This is a genomic window from Clostridium acetobutylicum ATCC 824, assembly GCF_000008765.1.
In the GTDB taxonomy this organism is placed as follows: Bacteria; Bacillota; Clostridia; order Clostridiales; family Clostridiaceae; genus Clostridium_S; species Clostridium_S acetobutylicum.
In genome coordinates this window covers 2922143-2944622 of record NC_003030.1, presented here as the reverse complement: position 1 = coordinate 2944622, position 22480 = coordinate 2922143, and the positions used below count along the sequence as shown (strand labels likewise).

Here is a 22480-nt window from a genome sequence, read left to right as displayed (position 1 = left end):
AATAGATATCCCAAAAGTACAAAAGCTATATAAAAATTATATTTATAACACGATATTATATTGGAGGAGAAAACATGGAGAACAAAAAAGCTTTAAACGATACTAATGTTATTATTGCAGGATTAATAGGTATTGTTTCTACTATTGTCGGAGAAATTTGTTCACGGATTTTTATTTATTTTGGAATTGGAAGGTATAGTGCATATCAACTAAACAGCCTTATTGTTACTTATAATAGGCCGTCAGCAATATTGGGTTTTATGCTAAATTTATTAATTGGTGGTATTATAGGAGCGGCCGTTTATCTAACAGCCCAAAAATGGGGTGATAAACATGTTATTCTGTTAAGTCTTGCTTACACTTTAGTTGCATGGATGTTTTTGGAAATTATTTTCAATGTTGTAGTTAACAAAAGAATAGTTACAACAAGAGAATTTAGTGGATATTACAACCAGTATATAAGTGCTGTAATCCATGCAGTTGCCAAAGGATTAATGTTAAATTTCTTTATATTCAAAAAAAGTAAGTAGAAGAAGAGTTGTTTAATCGACTAAGTGTAAGAGCCATCCAAAAGGCTTTAAAGATAGTAACGGATTATTTGGGGCTAGAGTATATTTCTACTCACTCATTTAGAAAGCTCTACGCCGTAACCGCTTATGAGGCTAACGGAAATAATATAGAACTTGTTAAGGAACTATTAAACCATACCTCAATAGCAACAACTTAACGTTATATCAGAGTATCGTAACAAGCGATTAATAAGGCAAGTAAGGAAATAATGTTCATATAGAAGAGGGAGTAAAATAGGCTCTCTCTTTTTATTATCCTCGTTTACCTCTGTATAAGGACTGAGGGCTCGTATAACGCGCGAGAGTATTAACGACATAAAAAAACCATCTAGCGCCGTAATTACACGGCTTTAGATGGTATTTAATCAGGTTATTAACGAATTAACTCTTAACGGGTTTTCCTTACGGAACTTACGCTCTTTTTATCTATCATATTTCTTATTGTTCTTATAGTTATAACGTTTCTCCCCTTCCTCTAATAATATCCGTGTTGCGAAACTAATAGAGGAGTATTTCACAGAATACGAAAGATACCACGAGACCTTAGCGTTAGATAAGTTAGGAAACGTAATATTAAAAAAGGAGCTTAGGGATAAAACAAGGATAAAGGTCTAGCTCAAAACGGCAATTATTTTAAAAAGCGTACAATAAATAATGATAACAAAGATATTCAGGAGGCAGATATATAGTATCGTTACGTGTACTTTTTACATGTTTATGCCCTAGTATATAGTGGTTCAACTAATAAAGCAACTGAAAAGATAGAATATAAGCTTAGTAATAATAAGGTAAAAGTATCAAAGGAAAAATACTACGAGGTAAATGGAAAGCAAAACTATCAGGAAGTAAAAGCTATATTAGGTGGAGAAGGAACTTTAACAGAAGAAATCGAAACTGGTAAAGGTATAATGATTTTCTTTCAAGTGTTATTTGGGATTGAGGTAGAAATTGGTTTAAGGAAAATTATTTTTTATATAAAAAATTACAAATTTAGCTTGACAGCTTGTGCATAATATAATATAATATTACTTGTTGATAGCGACTTTATAGAAATTATTGTAAAGTTAAATATAGGGGTATAGCTCAATTGGTAGAGTAACGGTCTCCAAAACCGTCGGTTGTGGGTTCGATTCCTACTGCCCCTGCCAAATTAAAGTTTAGGCGTCTCAAGAATTTGAGGCGTTTTTTTTTATTTTTTGAAATAATTATTTTATATGTTAGAAATTTTGCTAAGATTCAAAATAATTGGAGTTTTTAATAAAGCTTCAAGTTATAAATACCTTATACATATATAATTATAATTCTAAAAACACTTTACACAATACAATATTTTATAACATAAATGTAATATATTGACTGTAAACGTTTATTGTACTATAATGTAGATAAATACATTATTAAAAGTTTTTACAAGCTATTATGTGAAATTGTATTGAAAGTAAGTATGTATGAAAAGAGGTGATAATAGAATATTTAGATGCTTTGTTAAAAATTAAATGAAAGGGATGATTAGATTGAAAACAAAAAGTATAATGCAGAAAGTAGCTTTAGCACTTTTATCATTTACATTTTCCACATCAATAGTAGGGATTACCCCCTCAAGGACAATGGCAGAGGAAACTTCTTTTAATATACATCACTCTCTTGAAAATTTAACAACTTCTAATGGACTTGCAGCGGCTACATATTCAGAGAAAGACCGAAAGTTGAATAGGTTTCAGCCGCATATATATAGCAATTATGATGCAAATACATCCACAAAAAATTATTTGTCAGATGCATATTTTGGATATAAGATTAATGGAAAGAGTACTTGGTTAACAGGAGTTCCGATTACTTCTGTAAACTATGTAAACGGAACCAATATCATTAATACAGTTCAGAAGGATGGAAATTTTCAATTTGAGTCTTATTATTTTACTCCATTTTCAGGAGATAAGGAATCTAGAATGTTAGTCATGTTAGTAAAAGCTACAAATAATGGACAAGACCAAAAAGATTTTTCACTATACTCTGAGCAAAATTTAAACCTAGGTGGCAATGAGGATAACAAAGAGGAAAGATCCTATTACAATAAAAGAAAAGGATATTTGAAAGAATATAAAGGAGACAATATTGCTATTTACAAGAATATAAATCAAGAAGGTTCCCATTATACATCTGGAATAGGAGAAAATTCTCCAGTAGAGATTACAAATAGGGGTGGACATTATTTAGATAAAACTACTTTAAAGGCTGATAATTTGGTCTGTGGATACGAAAATAGAAATCAGTGTGGAGATGTATTCAAAAAAGGTACTTCAAGATGGTATGGCGTAGTTATTGGTCTTACTGAAGATGGAAATGAAAAGAAATTGAGCAAAGATGTGAACTACCTTGTGAATAATAAAAATCCGGAAAACTTGTTACAAAACGAGAAAAATTGGTGGAATCAATGGCATCAGGGAGAAATAGGTCCTAAAGGATTATCTGCTTCTGAACAAGCTGTATATAGACAGTCTACTGCCGTACTTAAGATGGCGCAATGCAGGGAACATGGGAAAAGTCATGGTCAGATTCTTGCAAGTTTAATTCCTGGAATGTGGAGCATTGCATGGGTACGAGACGGAATTTACTCTATTCAGGCTCTGCTTGCATCGGGTCATACAAAAGAAGCAAAAGAAGGACTTAAGTTTATGCTTAATGCTGATATGCGTAAAGATGAAACTAATCCTACTAAAAATTATTACCAGAGATATATTGAAAGTACAAATAAAGGAGCTCCGGTTTACGGACTAGGTGTAGATTTAGGAACTAATTATGCTATTTCGGTTTGTCGTTATTATGGAAATGGAACAGAGGAATCTGACAAGAATGATAACGGTTACAACGTCGAGACTGATGGATGGGGACTAGTTCTTTGGGCTGCAGACAGTTATATGAAGAAAACAGGTGATAAGACTTTCTTAAATAAATATTGGAACACTTTATCAAAACATGATGCAGATCTTTTAGTTAAACTTGTAGATTCAAAAGACGGATTAATGCAACCGGATTCATCCATATGGGAGGAACATTGGACACCGTATAAAGTTGGAAATGGTATTCGTCAGAGATTTGCTTATACTAACATCACAACTTACAATGGTCTTAAGGCGGCAGCGCATCTTGCTACTTTGAATAAAGATAAGCAGAAGAAAGAACTTTATACTGAAAAAGCAGATTCAATTAAGGATGCGGTATTAAATAAAATGGTTGTGAAATCCAATGTTACTGGAAAAAATACTTTAGGGTCTTCTCTTGAAAAAATAGCGGAAGGAACAGGTTATCATGATGCAGCTGTGGTAGAAGCAATTAATTTTGGTTTGGTAAATCCTAAAGATTCCTTAGCAACTGGAATTATTGATTCGTTTAATAGAACTCTTCGTATGAAATCAGGAAGTCCAGGATATATGAGAAATCAGGATGGTGGAGATTACGATTCTAATGAGTGGGCATTTGTTGATCTTCGAGTAGCTACAGCTTTAAAAAACATGGGGAAAGATAAGGAATCTAAGGTTTTGATAGACTGGCTTACGAACCAAGCACATGCAAATTTTGATTTGATTCCGGAACTTCTTACAAGGAATAATTCAGATTACTTTGGGTCTATCCCAATGGCTGGCTTTGGATCTGGTTCTTACATTCTTTCAATTAACAATTATTATAATAATTTAAGATAAAGATAAATATCTGCAAATGATATTTATAAAAATTAAGATATTAATTCTTACTTTCTATGATATATTAAGGTTTAACGTCTCAAAGATTTGAGGCGTTTTGCCTTATAATAATAGCAATCAAATCAGTGCATTGATTAGTGAAAGTTGATTTGTTATTAACAATACTTTGGGTTACATTCCAATTATTAATTATAAGATATATGGATAAAGATAATAAAGAAGAGTGGTGGAGTTATGAATTTACTGTATGATAAAGATTATATTAAAATAATTAATACTACAGACAATATTACATCTCCGCTATTTTTATGAAAGAAATATTTAAAATTAGTGATAAGAGAATAGTGTTACCCATAAAATATCACACAACATTAAGAAATGGTGCATCTAATTATGAAATGGCACTATTTGTGTCTGATAAATTATCATGGGATCAAAGTGGAACACCGCCATATTATGATGTGGTAAATAAAGAATTAAATAAGTCAATATATCATGCGTCCTTAGCATATATAAGGTATGTACTAGATAATAATATGATTTTAATGCCGCATAGATGGATGCTAGAAGCAAAAGTTTGGCTTGAAGAATATTGCAAGGATTAAAAGATACAGCTGTGAATTACATAAAATGTATGATAATATAATAATATACAAATATATATATTATTTGTTATAGGATAAAAGAAGGGAGTATAAATTAAAATGAAAATGAAAAAATGCCTAGTTTCTTGCTTGTTAGTGGCATTAATTAGTATACCACCAATGAAAGTTTTTGCTGCAAATCAAACTTCGATGAGAATCTTTGAGCCTAATGCACAAAATAACTCAATTGTATCAGATTTTTCACTTAAAACGGTAGATGGACAAGAGGTACATATACCAAACGTAGACAAGTCTCAACAATTAGATAATAAAGTTAAAAGTACTTCGCAAGCTAATTATTCTCAAACAAAAGCTGTAGCAGATGAAAAAGCATCAACCCTAATAAATAAGGATTACGGAAGTACAAGTGTACAATATGCTTTAATAGACAATGGAAAGATTGTACTATCTGGTAATGCAGGTGTATATTCAAAGGAAGATAATAAACCTGTAACAGCTGATAACATGTATGGTATAGGTTCTGTCAGCAAGATGTTTGTAACCACAGCAGTAATGAAATTAGTGGATGAGGGGAAAATTGAACTTGATGCTCCAGTTACTAAATATATTAAAGAATTTAAAATGGCAGATGGGAGATACAAAAAAATCACAGTTAGGATGCTGTTAAATCATTCATCAGGATTAATGGGGTCTAGTTTTTCTAATGCCATTCTTTTTGGGGATAACGATACCTATTCTCATGATACTTTTTTAAAGCAGTTATCTAAACAACGTTTAAAAGCTGATCCTGGGGCTTATTCAGTATACTGTAATGATGGTTTTTCTCTTGCAGAAATTTTAGTGGAGCGTGTAGCAGGGGTTAGTTATACAACTTATATAACTAATAATATTACTGATATCTTGAAGATGAACAACACTAAAACGCCTGCTAGCAAATTTGATAGAAATAAATTAGTAAAAACATATTATGATGGAGTACCTAATGCTTTACCTGTAGAGAATTTAAATAGTTTTGGTGCCGGTGGAGTTTATTCAAGTGCAGAAGATTTGTGCACTTTTGCAAATACTTTTACTAAAAATTCAAATGGAATTCTTTTAAAAAAAGCATTAAAAGCAATGGAGAATAAAGAATACTTAAGAGGTATTTGGCCGGAGGGGAAAGATAATATACTAGCCTATGGACTAGGTTGGGATAGTGTTAATTTGTATCCATTTAATCAATATAACATTAAAGCATTATGCAAAGGTGGGGATAGTGAATTCTATCACAGCGGCTTTATTGTTTTGCCAGAACAAAATATGGCAATGGCTGTAGTGAGTTCAGGTGGACTTAGTACGTATGATGAGGTAATGGCAGAGAGGGTGCTTTTAACTGCATTAAAAGAAAAAGGAGTAATTAAAAATATCATACCAGATAAGACCTTTACTCCACCACAAGAAACAGCAGTCCCTTCAGAAATTAAAAAGTATGAAGGTTCATATTTAGCACCTTCAGGCTTTATTAATGCGAAAATTGATGATGCAGGTAAATTAACCTTATTAAATACTCAGAACCAGCCTATGCAAACTTATATTTATACTAAGGGAGGAAGTTTTGTATCTAGTGATGGATCAACTAGTATGAAATTTGTAACTGAGAGAAATGGGAGGATATACCTTCAGGAAACTATCTATTCTAATATGAAGTACTTAGGTCAAACGGTGGAAAATCTATATATAGCACAAAAAGAAGATGGTAATAAATTAAAAGAAAATGTGGCGAAAGCGTGGGAAAAAAGATCTGGAAAAAGGTACGTTTTATTAAACGAAAAGTATTCTTCAGTAGAATATATGATGGGATGTCCAATGGCGTTGATTGCATTTACAAAGGGGTTTGAAGGCTATTTAGGAGTAGACAAAATAGCAGATAAAAATTTAGCAGTGGCTATATTAGATGGACCGGGTGTAATGTCACGAGATCAGCAGGATTATAAATTATATAAAAAAAATAATCTGGAATATTTAAGTTCAAATGGAGGTATTTATATAGATCAAGATGCGTTAAAAACTTTGCCAATAGATGGCACATTCTCAAGTACTATTAACAAAGATGGATATGCTGAGTGGTACAAAATTGGCGATGAAGCTGCAGGTAAGGAAATTAATGTGGATATACCACAAAATGCAGCATTTGCAGTTTATGACAGCAATGGGGCGGTAATAAATGATTCCTTAGTTACGGGAAGTACAAGTGCTAAATTGCCTCAAAATGGAACAATCGTATTCTTAGGTAGCCCTCAAGCTAAGTTTACAATTAAATATAACACAGTTTTAAAGTAAGTAATTTATTATAATTAAAGGCAAATAACTCGAAAATTTGAGTTGTTTGTCTTTAATTACATATATAGGTGGAAAAAATACAAATTATAATGTATACTTATTTATGTAATATTAATTAAAATATGGAGGTAATAGTATGTTAAGAAAAAAAATAAAAACAATAATTTATTCTTCATTATTATTGGGTGCTTTTGTTTCAGCAACTGTATTGCCTGTGAATACGTTTGCAGCAAGTACAACTGGATTTTTTGATAATTTGAAATCTTTTAATACAAACATTTGGGCAAAGTCTGATGGTTGGACAAATGGTAATCCTTTTAATTGCACTTGGAGAGCTAGTAATGTTAATTTCAATAATGGAATGGAGCTTTCTATAACTAAAGATGCAAAAGGTGGAGCAATACCTTATGCAGGTGGAGAGTACCGTTCAAATAATAGATATGGCTATGGACTTTATAGAGTAAGCATGAAGCCTGCAAAACATATTGGAGTAGATTCTTCTTTTTTCAGCTATACAGGTCCTTCTGACAATAATCCATGGGATGAAATAGACATAGAATTTTTAGGGAAAGACACTACAGAAGTACAATTTAATTATTATACAAATGGTGTTGGAAAGCATGAATATCTTTATAAATTAGGCTTTGATGCATCAAAGGGATTTCATACCTATGGCTACATTTGGGAGCAAAATTATATAGCTTGGTTAGTTGATGGAAAAGAAGTATATAGGGCGACTAGTAATATTCCAACACATCCTGGAAAAGTTATGATGAATTTATGGCCAGGAATTGGTGTTGATTCTTGGCTTGGTGCATATGATGGGGTAACTCCAGTAAAGGCATACTATAATTGGGCAATGTATAATCCACAATAATAATTAAAATAAATTATAAAAAGTACACTTAACCTCTACTTAATAGTAAAGAGTTAATATATATTTATAAACTAATTAAGTATTGGGGTGAGAATATAAGTGTTGAAGGAAATATTAAAAACAATAATACTTTTACTTCAAAGAATTTTTAAGGGTGGAAGTAGGGAAATCAAACAAAAATTCAAAGTTGCTTTTAAAGAAGGAAAATTTAAAATTGTACAATTTACAGACTTACATGAGCATGCTGTAAAGAATGAATATACAATAAAACTTATGGAAAATATACTTGATTCAGAAAAGCCTAATTTGGTTGTTATAACAGGAGATTGCGTTGATGGAAGGTACTGCAACGGTGAAAAAGAAGTTAAAGGTGTCATAGATAATATTGCAAAGCCAATGGAGGATAGAAGAATTCCTTGGGCAGTTACACTTGGAAATCATGATAGTGAAGCTTGTCAAGTAAGTAGAGAAAGGCAAATGGAAATTTATATGTCATATAAGTATAATCTTAGCGATAAATTTTCAACTGTTAGCGATAAAGCAGGAGACTACAATATCGTTATTCAGGATGAAAATAATAAACCAGTATACAATTTGTACATGCTTGATTCAGGTAGCTATACAAAAGATGGATATGGTTATGTAGAAAAGGAGCAAATAGCTTGGTATGAAGACACGGCAAATAATTTAAAAAAATGCTTCCAAACGAGAATACCTTCTCTCATGTTTTTTCATATTCCATTAAAACAGCAGTATGAGGTTTGGCAAAGTGGAAAAGCTGTTGGCGAAAGGAATGAAAATGAATGTTGTCAGGGAGAGGATACCGGCTTGTTTTCTAAGCTTAAGGAAATTGGCGATGTCAAAGGTGTGTTTGTTGGACATGATCACACTAATGATTACTGGGGAAGTTTGGATGGAATTGCTTTATGCTACGGAAGAAAGACAGGTTTCAATTGTTATGACAAGGAGGGTTTTATAAAAGGAGCAAGAGTAATTGTTTTAAATGAAAATCACCTAGAAGAATTTAATACTTACGAAAAATTAGATGTGTAAATTGTTAAGCTTTAAGGATTTCTATAACTAAGTAAAATTGGTTATAGAAATCCTTTATTATTATATATTAATTTGAGACAGTAGCTTTTTGAAAAGCAATAATATAGTATAACAAAGTTTATAATCAAAACCATTAGAGGTCTTTGTTCATATAATAATATGTGATTGAAAAATATTAGGAGACGAAGGCTTAATAATGGATTATAGAAAATACTTTGAGAAACTAAAAAGTGATTATGTTTATCTTGATAATGCTGCAACAACTCCTCCTCTTAAAAGTGTTATGAAAAAAGCTTTAGAATTTCTTGAAAATTACAGTAGTATTCATAGAGGAACTGGCTATTTAGCTAAAATGAGTACAGATTCCTATGAAAACTCAAGAAGGGTTATAGGAGAATATCTACATGCAACTAAAGATGATGTAGTAGTTTTTACTGCAAATACAACTGATTCAATAAATAAATTTGCTCTTTTATATCCATTTATGGGTAATGAAGGTGTGCTTATTAGTGACATAGAACACAGTTCAAATATGCTTCCTTGGTTTAAAAATTCCGGAAGAGTAAAAATGTTTAACACAGGTAAAAGCAATAAGATAAATCCATACAGCATTGAAGAGGAGCTTTATAGGAATCCACAAATTAAAATTGTTTCAATATGCGGAGCTTCTAACTTAACGGGCTATCTTACTCCTCTTAGAGATATTTATAAGATATGCAAAAAATATGGAGTATACTTGCTTGTGGATGCGAGTCAAATAGCTCCGCATTTCAAGATAACTTTAGATGATTGTGATTTTATAGCTTTTAGTGGACACAAAATGTATGCTCCCTTTGGTGCGGGTGTACTTGCAGGAAGAAAGGATGTTCTTTCACATATTGGGTTAGCACCTACAGGTGGTGGAAATATAGTTTATATAGGTAAAAGGGGAGAAGTTATATATAAAGAGCCACCTCTTAGTTTAGAAGCAGGAACACCTAATGGGCTTGGAGCTGTAACTGTAGCAGAAGCTATGAGAGTTTTAAATGAAGATATTGGATGGGAAAATATGAATCAGCATAACAAAAGAATAAATGAAATTGGATATAAATATTTATCAGATCTTAGCAATATAAAGCTGTACTATCCAAAGGATCAGGATATTAGAATAAATAGAACACCAACCTTTGTATTTGATTTTAAAAATGTAGGTACAAAAGTAGGGTGTGATATTTTAAAAGAAAATAAGATAGGTGTAAGATGCGGTACTTTCTGCTTATATAGATTAATTGAAAAAGTAAAAAATATAGATGAATATGAGAGAAAAAGGCTTTACAGAAATTATATTGTGCCGAATAGGGAATTACCTGAAAGGTATAGTCTAGTTAGAGCTAGTGCAGGACTTATGACAACTGAAGAGGATTTCCTAAGACTTAGGGCTGCAATAAAGAAAGTAGAGTGAAATAATAATAGAACCTATAGAAAAATTTATTCTATAGGTTTTACTATTATTTATTAGTTACAAACTGTCCTTCAGCTGGTTTTGCAATTTCATCAAAATTATTAATTAAAAGTTCTAGATGTTTAGTTAGTTCTTCACCTGACAGCTCTTCACCATGGCTTGGTATAGCTATAAGTGGTTTTAGATTTTTTAAACATATTATTGAGTTTTTAGCTTTTGCCCAATCTGTGGTTAAATATTTTGGAGGACCACTTATCTCTTCATGATGTGTAATTACAGATAACAAGGATTCTTGCTTTGTAGTGCAAAAAGCGTCGCCTACAATAAGTACATGATCCTTTTCACGAAATAGAGAAATATGCCCATCGGTGTGACCGGGAGTGTGTATCCATTTCCAATCTGGCATATAAGGAATACTGGAATCAGAAGGAAGAGGAGAGACATTGGAGCTTATGTCTATACTTGTATGAGGGAAGGTCTGTGAAATTTTTGCTACCATACCTTCATCTACAGTAGGATCAGCTAGAGGGTAATCTTTTTTGCCTGTTACATATGGCATTTCCAATTCATGAATGTATACAGGAACACTCCAAAGTTTAGAGAGTTTTATAACAGAACCAACATGATCAAAGTGCCCATGAGTAAGAATAATCGCTTTTGGTACACTACCTTTACCAAATCTTTTTTCAGCAGCTTTAAGTATAAAATCAGCTGAGTTTTCAAGAGCTGTATCCACAAGTACCCACTGCGTTTTATTTCCAATTAAAAAAGCGTTCACAATTGTAAAATTCATAACAAGTATATCTGAAGTTACTTCTTTTGATGAGGTAGTAATTTTAGATAAGCTGTTAACTAATTTGTTTCCCATTTTTAAAACCTCCTACTTTTTATTTAAATACTAATAGTATGTGTAATTGTGTTAAAGCTTATCTAGATAATTTTTCTTTTAATCTAAGAGTACAGCTGTGTAGTAAGTTAATCATATGTATCGATTATATGTGTTTAGTTTAAAGCATCCTAATAAGTTAATAGTTAAAAAAGGTGCTTCTAAATAGAGGCACTTTTTTTAAAAGAATAATTAAACTTTAAACTCATTAATTAAAGCATCTAATTCAGCAGCAATTGTTTTTAAATCATTGGCAGACTTCATTATTTGTTCTAGGTTTGAAGATTGTTCCTGTACGGCTGCAGATATTTGTTCCGTTCCAGAAGCTGTTTGTTCTGAAATTGCAGATACATTTTCAAAGGTAGCTACAACATCATTTTTTTCCTTATCTATATTCTTTATATTTTCTAAAAGTATATCTATTTGATTAATAAAATTATCAACACAGGAAGCAATAGATTTAAATGCTTTATCTGTATTTTGTGAGGCATTTTGTGTGGTTATTATAACGCTCTTTACGTCAGAAACCTCTGATTTTACATTAGATATCATGGTTTGAATCTTCTCTAAAGTACCTTCTATTTCATTAGTTGAATTAGAGGTTTCATCGGCGAGTTTTCTTATTTCATCAGCTACAACGGCAAATCCTCGGCCTGCTTCACCAGATTTTGCGGCTTCTATGGCGGCATTCAATGATAATAGATTTACTTGAGAGGTTATAGATTTTATTGCGTCAGTTACTTTTTTGATTTCTTTAGAATTTGTGTCTAGAGCAGAAACTTGACTTGTAACTTTTTCAGCAGCTTTAATATTTTTGTCTACAGCATTTTGCAGCTGGAGAATGCAATCAAAACCCTTTTCATTTGCTTTTTTAGTTTCAGATATATATTGCTTCATAAGCTCAGTGCTGTGAGCTACCTCATCCATCTCCCTGGATAGATTTTCAATTTTCTCTGCTCCTTCTTCTGCATTTGATGCAAGGTTTATTGCAGCATGAGCAATCTCATTTGAAGATTTTGCTACAGCTTCAACTGAAGAAGAGGTTTCATTAATTATATCAGAAACATTTTTTGAGGTTGTTGTTACTTTAAATGAGTTTTCCTTTATAATAGTTATAATGCTTCGCAAATTTTCTATCATCTTTTTTAAAGAAGAGGACATTATCTTCATTTCAGAACTGAAGTGTTTTGAATTATTGGAACTATCTTTATTGGAGGTTAAATCAAAAGTTGAAGCTTTATTTAAGAATTTTACCATTTTATTCATGGGAGTAACTGTTTGACTTAAAGTTATAATTCCAAGTATTGTGATAAAAATTGTACTAATAATTATTCCTAATATGAGAGATATTCTTACGTAGGCTGCTTCATTTTGTGCTTCTTTTAATATCTTAAAGCTGTCATTAGACACTTCTCCCATTTTATTTAACGGTGTTCTTGCCTTATTGAAGTCTATTTTAGAATGTTCAAGTGTTTTTCTAGCTTCATTTCGACTTTCAGGGGTATTTTTCTTAAGAAGATCAATAATTGTATTTATTTCTGAAATCCACGTATTTCTTGCAGTTATATGATCATTTACTAAAGTCAATTCATTTTCACTGGCAAGCTTTTTATATATATCTACTCTGCTATTGATTTGGTTTATATTTTTATTAATATCCTTAACATAGTTATTCCAATCAGGGCTATTAGGAGTAGCGTAAAATATCAGAAGCTCATCAATTGAAGTTTGATACATATCCCTATCTGCATTTATTGCATTATTAACCTTAGGAAGTGTTGTATTGTTTAAATAGTTTACTTTATTTGTAATGCTATAAACGCCTATTATACCTATTAAACATAGTATAGCAGAGGTTACTATCATAATAGTAATCATAATTATTAATTTTGTTTTTAGTTTCACTTGTCCCATCCTTTCTCAGTGTTCTTTGCTATATTATATGTTCAATTAATTAAAGGGTGATTTAAAAGTGGGCTACTTGTGATGCAATATCCAGCTTATTGAATTAACTCCATATAATACTGAGTGGAATTTATAAAATTATAAGAATATAGTTATACTTTGTTAATAATAAAATAGTATTATAGGAAGAGTGTTTTTATGAACTATTTAAACAGGGAAGTAGGGTACAAAAGATAAAGCAAATTTATGAGGTGATTTTTTAGTGCACATTAATATCGTTAGAGAAATGGCTAAGAAAGAAAGTATCGTAGAAAATTTTAAAAAGGTAGCTTGTTTTTTATGGAGAAGCAAGCTGTTTTATTACACAGTAATTATTTTATTTTTTAAATCACTTTTAGTTATAAGTGCTATAAGCTATGAAAAACCAACAGTTGAACAAGTATTGACATCATATACAAAGATATCACATGCATACATATATATTTATTTTATAGTGTTAATTGTATCTTTTTCTTATCTATTCAAAAATAGATCACGTATGTGGTTTTTAATATTTTCTAATTTATGTTTATCTATTTTGTTTGTAATAGATGTATGGTACTATAGAGGATTTAGTTCTCTTCCAACTCTTTATTCTTTAAATCAAACAGGAAATTTGGACAATCTATCTAGTACTATAGTTTCTTTAATACATAAATCTGATATTTTATTTATTGTAGATTTATTTGTTATAGTACCTTTTAGTATTATAAATAGAAAAATCTATGAGAAACATTCTAGAAATATTGTATTGTTTTTAGTATTATTTTCAGTTTCCGCAATATACACTATATATGTTCCTTTTAAAGTGAATACACTAAATAAATATGATGTGGAACAAACTTTTTTTGAAATAAAGTGGAAACCAAGTATAACAATTTGTAATGCATCTCCAATAGGATATCATTATTTGGATATTTATAATTACATCAAAAATTCTAAGCGTTTAAAATTAACAACCGAGGAGAAAAAGGAAATTAAGACTTGGTTTCAAAATAAAAATAAAAAGAACTTACCTGATAATGAATACAGTGGAATGTTTAAAGGAAAAAATTTGCTTGTAATACAGGTTGAGTCTCTTGAAAATTTTGTTATAAATAAAAGTGTAAATGGTCAGGAGATAACTCCAAATTTAAATAAATTGCTAAAAAACAGTCTTTATTTTAGCAATTATAATGAGGAGGTAAATCAAGGAACTACCTCTGACGCTGAGCTTATGACAAATACTTCAATTTATCCTGTATCCACGGGAAGTACTTTTTTTAGATATCCTGATAATAAATACTATAATTCACTTCCTAAAATTTTAGAAAGACAGGGGTATTACACTCAGGCTATGCATGGTGATAAAGGTTCATACTGGAATTGGAAACCCGCTCTTAAGTCCATAGGTTTTCAAAATATAGTTGATTCAACTGGATTTAAGGATGATGAAAATATAGGACTAGGACTTAGTGATGGAAGCTTTTTGAGACAGGCAGAGCCAATGGTAGAGGCAAGTAAGGGACCATGGTATAATTATGTTATAACAATGTCAGGGCATGCTCCTTTTGATTTACCAACTAAGTATAGAGAACTTAAAATAAATAGCGAGCTTGATAGTTCGTATCTTGGTGGATATCTTCAAAGTGTACATTACGAAGATAAACAAATAGGAATTTTCCTTGATAATTTAAGAAAAAGTGGTGCACTTGATAATACTATGGTAGTAATATATGGAGATCATTGTGGAATTCATAAGTATTATCAAAGTGATGTAGAAACTACAAAAGGTGCTGAAAGTTGGATGATTGACAATCATAAGGAAGTTCCACTTATTGTATACAATAGTTCTCTAAAAGGAAAAGAGATAACAACAACGGGTGGACAAATAGATTTGATGCCAACAATTTTATATCTTATGGGAATAGATAAAAACGAGTATCTAAATACAGCAATGGGACGTAATTTATTAAATACAAATGAAAGCTATGCTGTATGGTCTAATGGTGAGTTTATAGGAAATGCTAAGAATAAGAATAAGAATGATAAGGATGAAGCTATAAAAGGACTTAATATAGCGGATAAAATTATCAGCAGTGACTATTTTAAAAGTTATCCTAAATAATTAGTGTAAGTGAGTGGGTTATGCACTCACTTATATTTGTTTTTTGGGGGATTATTTATGATTTTTCAACATATATAAGGAATTTTAACCTATATAAAATTGTATAATATTAATGGCAGATCGTTAGTGAGGAGATTTTTATGTGTTAAGAAAAATAATTTTTATAATTAAGATAATGTCCATTTTTATGCTGCTATTGAGTTTACTTGGATGTACACCTAAAGGGAATCCTGAGAAAGTACTTGATAGTTATTATAGATATATAAAGAATAATAATGCAGAAGCGGCGTATAGCGCACTGTGTAATCAGAGTAAGAGGAATTTTTCAAAACATGATTTTCTAAGGCTATTAAATATTCAATCGAAGACAAACACGTTAAGAAGTTTTAAAATTAGTAGGAATGAACAGTATGGTAAAAGCAAATTAGATGGTACTTGTTATAAAAATGTGGGTATATTTACAGTGACAGAGAATAACCATAACAATTATGAAAATAGAGATATTGAGATAACTTATAGAAGATATGTAGTTAATGATAATGGGAAGTGGAAGGTATATAGAGGACAGGAAAATGGAAAAGAGACACTTGCTCAAGCAATGAATATGTTAGCAGCTATGTATATTGATGGTAAAGGGGAAAATAAAGATTTAAATAATGCAGTGAATATATTAAATGATTCTATAAAACTTGATAGAAATTTAGATAAAAGTTATTATTTGTTAGGAAATTCTTATACTGAATTAAAGATGTATGATGAGGCAATTATTAGTATACAAAAATATTTGACAATGGTTAATGATAATGGATCAAAATCTGAGGCATATAACATGCTTGGAGTGGATTATGAATTTAAAGGTGACTATAACCAGGCACAAAATTACTATAATAAAGCAGTTGATTGTAATCCCAATAATCAGTATGCTAAAACAAACCTTCAAAGAGTACTTAAAAATTCAAATTAAAGTCTATAGATGCTATATGTTAAAACTTCAGCAGTATGCCGGAGTTTTTTTATTATGTAAAAAAAATGCATAAATATAGTGATTAATCAGAAAATATAAAGGCAAATAAAATATGGAGGTGGCATAACTTGTTTAAACACGAAAAACAATTGTTAAATGGAATGCAAGTAAAAGTAGAAAGAGAAAATCCTCAATATGCAGTTCTTATGCAGGAACAACTAGGTGGAGCAAATGGTGAATTAAAAGCAGCAATGCAGTATTTATCTCAAAGCTTTAGAGTAAAGGATCAGGCATTAAAGGATTTATTTCTTGACATTGGTACAGAAGAATTAAGCCATATGGAGATAGTTGCAGAAACAATAAACTTATTAAACGGACATAGTGTTAACTATGAAGTTGTAGGAGTCGGAGAAGTTGAAAGTCATGTTCTTTCAGGATTGACACCATTTTTAGTAAACTCTTCGGGTGAGCCATGGACAGCAAATTATGTTTCAGTTACTGGTGATATTGTGGCAGATTTGCTTTCTAATATAGCATCTGAGCAAAGGGCTAAGGTTGTATACGAATATTTATACCGTCAGATTAATGATAAAGAAGTTAGAAGAACTATAGATTTTCTTCTAAATCGTGAAGAAGCGCATAATGCATTGTTTAGAGAAGCATTAAATAAAGTTAAAAACGAAGGATCTAATAAAGATTTTGGTGTAACAGAGGATTCTAAATTGTATTTTGATTTGTCTACGCCAGGCAGATATGTTCAAGATCCTAATCCTACAGAACCAAGTTTTTCCAATCCTAGAAGATAAGAAATAGGCTTATAGCTATACTTAACATTTTAGTATAACTGTAAGCCTATTTTTTTATCTTAAAACTCTAAGGGCTTCAGCTACTTTTCTTGCAAATTCAAGCGGTCTTTCTATGGATTGCAGATGAACATATATTAATTTTGGAGTATCATATAGCCAGTGATTGTGAATTGCAGTAACATCAATTCCGTTTCGTCTAAGTACGGTTATAAATCTGTTTACTTCCTCTTGTAAAACAGCCACTTCGCCTACATTAAGAGCTCTGCCTGAAGCATCAAGGGATTGGTAAGAAAATTCTGCTTTAACTACTGTAGTTAGAGGTTTCCCCATTATAGTTATACGTAGATTTTCTCTATCTCTTTCAACACTACAAGATCTCGGCTTTGATTCTGTAACCTTTGCACCAAGAATGTTAGCGAATTGACTACATAGATTTTGATTTTGCTGTCTCGTATCTACATCAATATCTTCTCTCATGTATGGGCAAAAATTTTGATCTTCTGGTATATACATGTTAAACCTCCATAAAACATAACTAATTATAGTTTATGTATAAAAATTTAAAAGGGTGATGAAAATTTATTGTATATAAGTTGAATGCAAGGAAAAAGTTTGAAATAATAGATATATAACTTTTTATTAAGAGGAGAGTTTAATGAGAAAGGTATTTGAAGAATCTAAGATAGGAAATATTAAGCTTAAAAACAGAATTTTACGTTCTGCAACCCATGAAAGCATGGCAGATAGTGAAGGAAAGCCAACTGAGGATTTAATAAAAAAATATATGGAGCTTGCACAAGGCGAAGTTGGGGCAATTATTACAGGATATACAGGTGTTATGCAAAATGGAAAGTCACCAGCTAAAAATATGTTGATGCTAGATAAGGATGAAAATATTACTTCTTTTAAAAATATGGTGAATGAAATCCATAAGTATGATGTGCCTATAATTTTGCAAATAGCTCACTGTGGAAGACAAACAAGCGAAAAAGTAACAGGAAAACCAACAGTTGCACCGTCACCAATAAGAGATAAAATTTATAGGGGTTCTGTGCCACATGAGTTAACGGATGTTGCGATAAATGAGATTATAGAAGCCTTCGTAAATGCAATAGAAAGAGCAATAAAGGCTGGCTTTGATGGAGTGGAATTACATTTAGCTCATGGGTATTTGCTGTCATCTTTTTTATCACCACATATGAATAAAAGGAAGGATAAATGGGGTGGAAGCACTGAAAATAGATTTAGAATAGTAAGTGAAATAATGAAGAGAGCAAGACAGAAGTTTAAAAACTATCCAATATTAGCAAAAATAAATGGATATGAAGCATCTAAAGATGGAATTAAGCTTGAAGAAGCAATAAAAATATCTAAAGCTCTTGAAAATTCAGGAATAAATGCAATAGAAGTATCTTGTGGTATTGCAGAAGAAGGATTCGTAACAATTAGAGGAAAAGTTCCTTTTGATATGATACTTAAATGCGATCCAACTATGAAAAGGATTCCTGAATTTTTAAAACCTATAGTAAAACATGTAGGTAAATTAATAGTAAAAAGTCCAGAACCGCATTTTTTATATAATTTGAATAATGCAAGGGAAATAAAAAATAAGGTTACAATTCCGGTGATAGTAGTTGGGGGAATAAGAAAGTTTAGTGATATTGAAGATATTATTGCTAAAGATTGTGATTTTGTTTCAATGTCAAGACCATTTATAATTCAGCCGAGTATTGTAAAAACATTTAAAGAAGGTAAGGAAAAGGAATCTAGATGTATAAATTGCAATTACTGTCTAATTGGTGTAGAGACTAATGAATTAAAATGCTACTACGGCAAAATATAAAAATAAAATAAAATAAAATAATAAATAAAGTTTTATTAACTATAGTGTAATATGTAGAAATTAGTTCTCAAAAAGGGTAGAATCAAAATGATAGTATAAAAGAGAGGTGTGAGAGATTATATGGATATAAGTCAAATATTGCAAAGCATGCAAACAAGTGGACTTCAAGGTATATCAGGTACAAAAGTTAGCTCGAATTCTAATGATGCACTTTTTAAGATGCTTCTTGATAATGCGATTGAAAAGCAAACAGATAAGGGAACATCAGCTGTTAATACAAGCAGTACACAAAAAACTGGTACATCAGAAACGTCAGCGGCTAAGGAGTTAGAACTTATGCTTCAACTTCAAGCACTGCAAAGTATGTCATCATCATACTCAAGTGTAGACAGTGCTTCAGATGATAGTAGTTCTAGTGATAGTACAACAAGCAGCTTTGGAGGAAATAATAACTATGCTTATCAGATATTGAATAGTTTATCAGGTACAGCAAATGGCAGCACAGATTCAAGCGCACTTAGTCAAACTAATGGTATAGATAGTTTAATCTAAAAATTAGATAGTAAAAGCATTGATTTGGAATTAACTTAAATCAATGCTTTTTTTTATACTCTTTAAAACGTGGTTAAGCTGTAAAGTGAAAGTATTAAAGAATAATTTCAAAGCTTTGTAAATATACTTTACAGAAAATTTATTTAAAACTAAGGAGTTAGTATATGATAGGAATATCTAAACTTTTATGTTCAAGTGAGAGTTACGGAGATAAATTAAGATATGTAAAAGAAGCAAAAAATCAGAAAAATGGAGCTACAAGTAATTTAGGACCTGTTGTAGTTTTTAATTGTACAAAAACTTGTAATTTAAGATGTAAGCATTGTTATGCTGGTTCTGATGGAAAAACCTATAAGGATGAACTTTCAACAGAGGAAGCATATAGCTTAATTGCAGACTTAAGTGATTTTAAAGTTCCTGTAATAATATTTTCAGGAGGAGAACCTTTAATAAGAAAGGATATATTTGAACTTATAGAATTTGCTAAAAAAAATAATATAAGAAGCACACTTTCAACAAATGGAACGCTTATAGATAAAGAAACTGCTAAAAAGATAAAAAAAGCTGGTGTAAGTTATGTTGGTATAAGTATTGATGGCATAGGAGAAAAAAATGATGATTTTAGAGGGAAAAAGGGAGCTTATGATAAAGCAATTGAAGGAATTAGAAATTGCAAAGAGGTTGGACAAAAGGTTGGACTAAGATTCACTATAAATCAATATAACTATGGAGAAATTGAAAGTATATTTAAATTAATTAAAAAAGAAGAAATTGATAGAGTGTGCTTTTATCATCTTGTATATTCAGGAAGAGGAAGCTCAATGATTAATAAAGACATATCTAATAAAGAGGCCAGAGCAGCAATGGATTTAATTATGGATAAAACTCTTGAGCTCGGAAATAAAGTAGAAATATTGACAGTGGATAACTACGCAGATGCTGTTTATCTTTACTTAAAAGCAAAGGATAAATTTAAGGATAAAGAAGAGGATATTCTTAAATTTCTTGAAATAAATGGGGGTAATCGTTCAGGAATAGCTATTGCAAATGTTGACTATAGAGGAAATGTACATCCTGATCAATTTACGTCAAACCACAGCTTTGGAAATGTTAAAGATAAGAAATTTAAAGATATTTGGACTGATTATTCAAATTCCATTCTTAAAGGGCTTAAAGATAGGAAGAAACTATTAAAAGGAAGATGTGGAAAGTGCAAATGGCTTTCTATATGTAATGGGAATTTTAGAACAAGAGCAGAAGCTGTTACAGGGGATTTTTGGGCATCAGATCCAGCGTGTTATTTAACAAATAATGAAATAGGTGTTTCTGAAAATGAAGGATTGATTTGAGGTGATTTAGTATGATTATATCTTGGAATACTACTAATAAGTGTAATATGCATTGTGAACATTGCTATAGAGATTCTGGAAAGGGTGCAGAGGGAGAACTTAGTACAACTGAGGGAAAAAAGCTTATAGATGAGATAGCAAAGGCAGGATTTAAAATAATGATTTTCTCTGGAGGGGAACCTTTACTTAGAGATGATATTTACGAATTGATAGGCTATGCTTCAAAAATTGGCTTAAGATGTGTTATAGGTAGCAATGGAACGCTTATAACATTAGAGGCGGCCCAAAAATTAAAAAAAGCAGGAGTTATGCGTGCAGGGATAAGCTTAGATAGTTTAAAGGCAAAAAAGCATGATAGTTTTAGAAATTATTCTGGAGCATGGGAAAACACTATTATTGGAATAGAAAATTTGAAAAAGGCTGGTATTTCGTTTCAAATAAACACAACAGTAATGAAATGGAATAAAGATGAAGTAAAAGATATAACCGATTTTGGAGCGAATTTAGGGGCTTCAGCTCATCATGTGTTTTTTTTGGTGCCAACGGGTAGGGGAGCAGAGCTTCAGGAGCAAATTTTAAGCAAGAATGATTATGAAAATCTAATTAAGGAGATAATGTTAAAGCAAGCACATGCAAATATAGAAATAAAGCCTACTTGTGCTCCTCAATTTGTGAGAATTGCAGAGCAAAATAATATTAAGACTAGATTTAAGAAGGGATGTCTTGCAGGAATAAAATATTGTATTATTAGTCCTACGGGAAATGTTCAGCCTTGTGCATATTTAAATTTTTCTGCTGGAAATGTAAAACAAAAATCGTTTGGAGAAATATGGAGGGAAAGTCCTATTTTGAAAAAGCTTAGAACAATGGAATATGGGGAAAAGTGTGGCACTTGTAAATATAAAAATAAATGTGGTGGGTGTAGGGCGCGTGCAGCCTTTTATAATAATGGAGATATTATGGCTTCTGACACATGGTGTATTTATAATGAGTATGAGGAGAACAAAATTAATGGATGAAAAAAAAGTTCGAATTTTAAATATGCTTCAAACTGAAATTCCTTTAACTGAGAGACCGTTTTTAGAAATTGGAAAGAAGCTTAATATAACTGAAGAAACAGTGATACAGATTGTTAAAGAGCTTAAGAACAATGGTCTTATAAGAAGAATAGGAGGAATATTTGATTCTAAAAATTTAGGATATCATACTGTACTATGTGCACTAAGAGTTTTAAAGGAGAATTTAGATGAAGTTGTTAAGGTTATAAATAGATATGAAGGAGTTACTCACAATTATGAACGCGATAACTATTATAATGTTTGGTTTACTATAACGGCAAAATCAGAAAAAGAGATTGAAGAATTTTTAGAAGAACTTAAGGACACTCTTAAAATTGAAGAAATACTAAAATTACCGGCAGAGAAAGTATTTAAAATAAATGCAGTTTTTAAAGTGAAGGAGTGA

Annotated in this window: 20 protein-coding genes and 1 tRNA gene; 18 read left to right on the top strand and 3 right to left on the bottom strand. The window is 31.1% G+C overall.

The window, feature by feature from the left end:
- Window positions 1–74 precede the first annotated feature (74 nt).
- The 10 genes from CA_RS14480 (at window position 75) to CA_RS14435 (ending at window position 10565) form a co-directional block, all read left to right on the top strand.
- Window positions 75–530, top strand: a complete 456-nt coding sequence (locus tag CA_RS14480; protein ID WP_010966099.1) for a hypothetical protein — start codon at window positions 75–77, stop codon at window positions 528–530.
- Window positions 531–538: 8 nt separating this feature from the next.
- Window positions 539–727: a tyrosine-type recombinase/integrase gene (locus CA_RS14475; protein WP_010966098.1), complete on the top strand. Its 189-nt coding sequence runs from the start codon at window positions 539–541 to the stop codon at window positions 725–727.
- A 540-nt stretch (window positions 728–1267) separates the two neighbouring features.
- On the top strand, window positions 1268–1582 hold the full coding sequence (locus tag CA_RS14470; RefSeq protein WP_010966096.1) for a hypothetical protein: 315 nt from the start codon (window positions 1268–1270) through the stop codon (window positions 1580–1582).
- Window positions 1583–1641: 59 nt separating this feature from the next.
- Window positions 1642–1717 (top strand) — tRNA-Trp (locus tag CA_RS14465).
- Window positions 1718–2083: 366 nt separating this feature from the next.
- Window positions 2084–4270 carry a glycoside hydrolase family 15 protein gene (locus tag CA_RS14460; RefSeq protein WP_010966095.1) on the top strand — a complete coding sequence of 729 codons (2187 nt, stop codon included), beginning with the start codon at window positions 2084–2086 and terminating at the stop codon, window positions 4268–4270.
- Window positions 4271–4614: 344 nt separating this feature from the next.
- On the top strand, window positions 4615–4875 hold the full coding sequence (locus CA_RS14455; protein WP_242663031.1) for an HD family phosphohydrolase: 261 nt from the start codon (window positions 4615–4617) through the stop codon (window positions 4873–4875).
- A gap of 99 nt (window positions 4876–4974) precedes the next feature.
- Window positions 4975–7194 carry a serine hydrolase domain-containing protein gene (locus tag CA_RS14450; protein WP_010966093.1) on the top strand — a complete coding sequence of 740 codons (2220 nt, stop codon included), beginning with the start codon at window positions 4975–4977 and terminating at the stop codon, window positions 7192–7194.
- Window positions 7195–7330: 136 nt separating this feature from the next.
- Window positions 7331–8071 (top strand): beta-glucanase, encoded by a 741-nt coding sequence (bglS, locus tag CA_RS14445; RefSeq protein ID WP_010966092.1) that lies wholly within the window; start codon window positions 7331–7333, stop codon window positions 8069–8071.
- A 99-nt stretch (window positions 8072–8170) separates the two neighbouring features.
- Window positions 8171–9124 (top strand): metallophosphoesterase family protein, encoded by a 954-nt coding sequence (locus CA_RS14440; RefSeq protein WP_010966091.1) that lies wholly within the window; start codon window positions 8171–8173, stop codon window positions 9122–9124.
- Between the two features lie 196 nt (window positions 9125–9320).
- Entirely contained in the window at window positions 9321–10565 is a 1245-nt protein-coding gene (locus CA_RS14435) for an aminotransferase class V-fold PLP-dependent enzyme (protein ID WP_010966090.1), read from the top strand.
- A gap of 46 nt (window positions 10566–10611) precedes the next feature.
- Here the strand turns inward: CA_RS14435 and CA_RS14430 are convergent, their stop codons facing one another.
- Both CA_RS14430 and CA_RS14425 read right to left on the bottom strand, forming a co-directional pair.
- Window positions 10612–11433: an MBL fold metallo-hydrolase gene (locus tag CA_RS14430; RefSeq protein WP_010966089.1), complete on the bottom strand. Its 822-nt coding sequence runs from the start codon at window positions 11431–11433 to the stop codon at window positions 10612–10614.
- Window positions 11434–11643: 210 nt separating this feature from the next.
- Window positions 11644–13365, bottom strand: coding sequence for a methyl-accepting chemotaxis protein (locus tag CA_RS14425; RefSeq protein WP_207717162.1), 1722 nt, complete (start codon window positions 13363–13365; stop codon window positions 11644–11646).
- A gap of 253 nt (window positions 13366–13618) precedes the next feature.
- Between CA_RS14425 and CA_RS14420 the strand changes: the two genes are divergently transcribed.
- From CA_RS14420 to CA_RS14410, 3 genes are all read left to right on the top strand, one after another.
- Window positions 13619–15502, top strand: a complete 1884-nt coding sequence (locus tag CA_RS14420; protein ID WP_010966087.1) for an LTA synthase family protein — start codon at window positions 13619–13621, stop codon at window positions 15500–15502.
- A gap of 142 nt (window positions 15503–15644) precedes the next feature.
- Complete coding sequence (locus tag CA_RS14415; protein ID WP_010966086.1) at window positions 15645–16466, top strand: tetratricopeptide repeat protein; 822 nt, start codon at window positions 15645–15647, stop codon at window positions 16464–16466.
- A gap of 128 nt (window positions 16467–16594) precedes the next feature.
- On the top strand, window positions 16595–17272 hold the full coding sequence (locus CA_RS14410) for a manganese catalase family protein (RefSeq protein WP_010966085.1): 678 nt from the start codon (window positions 16595–16597) through the stop codon (window positions 17270–17272).
- 54 nt (window positions 17273–17326) lie between these two features.
- On the opposite strand, the gene CA_RS14405 is transcribed toward CA_RS14410, so the two are convergent.
- Complete coding sequence (locus CA_RS14405; protein WP_010966084.1) at window positions 17327–17785, bottom strand: DUF1259 domain-containing protein; 459 nt, start codon at window positions 17783–17785, stop codon at window positions 17327–17329.
- Window positions 17786–17927: 142 nt separating this feature from the next.
- Between CA_RS14405 and CA_RS14400 the strand changes: the two genes are divergently transcribed.
- The 5 genes from CA_RS14400 (at window position 17928) to CA_RS14380 (ending at window position 22480) form a co-directional block, all read left to right on the top strand.
- A complete protein-coding gene (locus CA_RS14400; protein WP_010966083.1) occupies window positions 17928–19115 on the top strand; it encodes an NADH:flavin oxidoreductase in 1188 nt (395 codons plus the stop codon).
- Window positions 19116–19235: 120 nt separating this feature from the next.
- Complete coding sequence (locus CA_RS14395; RefSeq protein ID WP_010966082.1) at window positions 19236–19667, top strand: hypothetical protein; 432 nt, start codon at window positions 19236–19238, stop codon at window positions 19665–19667.
- 164 nt (window positions 19668–19831) lie between these two features.
- Entirely contained in the window at window positions 19832–21016 is a 1185-nt protein-coding gene (gene nirJ1 / locus CA_RS14390; protein WP_010966081.1) for a putative heme d1 biosynthesis radical SAM protein NirJ1, read from the top strand.
- A gap of 11 nt (window positions 21017–21027) precedes the next feature.
- Window positions 21028–22035, top strand: coding sequence for a putative heme d1 biosynthesis radical SAM protein NirJ2 (gene nirJ2, locus CA_RS14385; protein ID WP_010966080.1), 1008 nt, complete (start codon window positions 21028–21030; stop codon window positions 22033–22035).
- Window positions 22028–22480, top strand: a complete 453-nt coding sequence (locus CA_RS14380) for a siroheme decarboxylase subunit alpha (RefSeq protein WP_010966079.1) — start codon at window positions 22028–22030, stop codon at window positions 22478–22480. The genes nirJ2 and CA_RS14380 overlap by 8 nt, the downstream gene beginning before the upstream one ends.